This is a genomic window from Kitasatospora sp. NPDC059648 (assembly GCF_042734825.1).
Taxonomy (GTDB): domain Bacteria; phylum Actinomycetota; class Actinomycetes; order Streptomycetales; family Streptomycetaceae; genus Kitasatospora.
Window position 1 is genome coordinate 1 of record NZ_JBHWDU010000204.1, and the last position, 2,833, is coordinate 2,833.

The window sequence follows — 2,833 nt, forward strand, 5'->3', positions numbered from 1 at the left end:
ACCAGCGATTCGTCGGCGGTGGCGAGGAGTTCGGCCTGGTCCTCGGGCGAGAACTCGACCTCGGGGCTGCGCAGCGAGCCGACCGAGGCGCGGGCCGCGGCGAGCGGGGTGCGCAGGTCGTGGCTGACCGCGGCGAGCAGTGCGGTGCGCATCCGGTCGGCGGCCTTGATCGGCTCGACCTCGGCGGCGGCCACGGCCAGCCGGTCGCGCTCCAGCGCGGCGCCGACGTGGGCGGCGAAGGCGGTGAGCACCCGCTGGTCGGCCGCGGGCAGCCGGCGGCCGGTCAGGACGAGAACGGCCCGCTCTCCGACTGCCACCTCGGTGCTCTCCTGGCCTTCGGTCTCGTCGGCCCCGCCCGTCGCGGCATCACTGCAGGCGATGGTCTCTCCCGTGAGGCTGTCGAGCAGGGCGACGGAGTCCATGCCGAAGGCCGTCCGGGACTTCTCCAGCAGGGCGGGCAGGGCGTCGGCGCCGCGCAGCACGCTGCCGGCCAGGGTGGAGAGGGTCTCGGCCTCGGCGGTGGCGCGGGCGGCCCGGGTGGTGAGCCGGCCGGCGTGGTCGACCACGGTGGAGACGGCGAGCGCGACGGTGGCGAAGACCACCAGGGCGACGATGTTGTTGGCCTCGTCGATGGTCAGGGTGTGGAGGGGCGGGATGAAGAAGTAGTTCAGCAGCACCGAGGCGATGAACGCGGCCAGCAGGGCGGACAGCGCGCCACCCAGCAACGCCACGGCTACGACGCCGAGCTGGAAGATCAGCGCGTCCGTGGTGAGGTTGAGCGTGCTGCGGAACGGCGACAGCGCGAGGGTGAGCAGCAGGGGAACGATCAGGCCCGCTGCGTATCCGGCGATGGTGCGGCGCTTGGAGTGGCGTCGGCCCAGTGCGGGCAGTCGGCCGCGGCCGGTGAACTCGTGGGTGACCATGTGGACGTCGATGTCCTCGGAGGCGTCCACGGTGGTCTGTCCGGTGCCGGGGCCGGTGAGGAAGCGGTTGACCCGGCCGCGGCGGCTGGTGCCGAGCACCAGCTGGGTGGCGTGGTGGGCGCGGGCGAAGGCGAGCAGCGCGGTGGGGATGTCGTCGCCGACCACCACGTGGTAGCTGCCGCCGAGGGTCTCGACCAGCTGCCGCTGTTGGGCGAGGGCGCCGGAGGAGGCACCGGCCAGGCCGTCGCTGCGGGAGACGTGGACGGCCAGCAGGTCGCCGCCGGCGGTGCGGTCGGCGATCCGGGCGGCGCGTCTGATCAGGGTCTCGCCCTCGGGGCCGCCGGTGAGGGCGACCACCACCCGCTCACGGGTCTCCCAGACCCGGTCGATGCTGTGGGCCGCGCGGTAGTCGCGCAGCCCCTCGTCGACCCGCCCGGCGACCCAGAGCAGGGCGAGTTCGCGCAGGGCGGTGAGGTTGCCGACCCGGAAGTAGTTGGAGAGCGCGGCGTCCACCTTCTCGGCCTTGTAGACGTTGCCGTGGGCCATCCGCCGGCGCAGCGCCTGCGGGGCCATGTCGACGAGTTCGATCTGGTCGGCCCGACGGACCACCTCGTCCGGGACGGTCTCGCGCTGGGGGATGCCGGTGATCTTCCGGACGACGTCGTTCAGCGATTCCAGGTGCTGGATGTTGACGGTGGTGACGACGTCGATCCCGGCGGCGAGCAGTTCCTCCACGTCCTGCCAGCGCTTGGCGTTGCGGCCGCCGGGGATGTTGGTGTGCGCGAGCTCGTCGACCAGGACGACGGACGGACGGCGGGCGAGCACCGTGTCGAGGTCCATCTCCTCGAACTCGGCGCCCCGGTACGAGCGGTGGGCGCGGGGGATCACTTCCAACCCGTCCACCAGTCCTTCGGTGAACCTCCGCCCGTGGCACTCGATGAACCCGACCACCACCTCCGCGCCACGGTCCTGTCTGCGATGGGCCTCGTCCAGCATCCGGTAGGTCTTGCCGACCCCGGGGGCCGAACCGAGATAGACCCTCAGCCGGCCACGGCGGTGCACGGTGCCGGGGGCGAGGTCGCGGGCCATGGGCGCTGCTCTTTCCTTGTGTCGCTGGCAGGTTGGTGGTGCGCAGACATGGGCGACCGACCCGGGCGCGGGGGTTGCCCCTCGCACCCGGGTCGGTCTGGTCACTCGGCAGGCCGATGGAGTGTCATCACTTCTGCTCGCTGACGGCCTTGTTGAGCAGGACGACGTTGACGCCCCCGTCGCCGAGGAAGCCGAGCGAGCGGCCTTCGGTGTACTTGTCGACCAGCTGGTTGAGCGTGTCGGCCGGGAGGCTGCGGGCCTTGGCGACCCGGTTGACCTGCTCCTTGGCGTACGCCACCGAGATGTGCGGGTCGAGGCCGGAGCCGGAGGCGGTCAGCGCGTCGGCCGGCACGCTCGCCGGGTCGACGCCGTCGAAGGCGGCGACGGCGGCGCGGCGGTCGTCGACGGCCTTGAGCAGGTCGTCGCCGTTCGGGCCGAGGTTGGAGGCGCCGGACGAGGTCGGGTCGTAGCCGGTCCCGGCGGCGGAGGGGCGGGGCTGGAACCACTTCGGGTCCGGGACCGGCTCCTCCTTCGGGTCGTCGGGGTTCTTCTTCGGCAGGTTGAAGTTCTGGCCGATCAGGCTGGAGCCGACCTCCTTGCCGTCGGACCTCACGATCGAGCCGTTGGCCTTGTCGGCGAAGGCGGCCTGGGAGATGCCGGTGACCAGCAGCGGGTAGGCGACCCCCAGGATCACCGTGAGCACGAGGAGTACTCGCAGGGCGGTGAAGTGGGTCCGCACGACGGCGGGCAGGGGCTTGGACATCGCGGTGGACTCCTCTCTCAGCTGAGGCCGGGGATGAACTGGACGATCAGGTCGATCA

The 2,833-nt window shown here is 72.0% G+C and carries 2 protein-coding genes; both read right to left on the reverse strand.

The genetic code is table 11. The features are described 5' to 3' along the window. Positions 1-2,012: DUF4118 domain-containing protein (locus tag ACFV1W_RS40415; RefSeq protein WP_380422548.1), on the reverse strand; the 2,012-nt coding region annotated here is incomplete at its 3' end. Between the two features lie 127 nt (positions 2,013-2,139). Beyond that, complete coding sequence (gene kdpC / locus ACFV1W_RS40420) at positions 2,140-2,775, reverse strand: K(+)-transporting ATPase subunit C (RefSeq protein ID WP_380422550.1); 636 nt, start codon at positions 2,773-2,775, stop codon at positions 2,140-2,142. Positions 2,776-2,833 lie beyond the last annotated feature (58 nt).

Bases quoted from the DNA above. Each gene is read 5' to 3' on its own strand.
- kdpC (WP_380422550.1), bottom strand. From the start codon at position 2,775: ATGTCCAAGCCCCTGCCCGCCGTCGTGCGGACCCACTTCACCGCCCTG.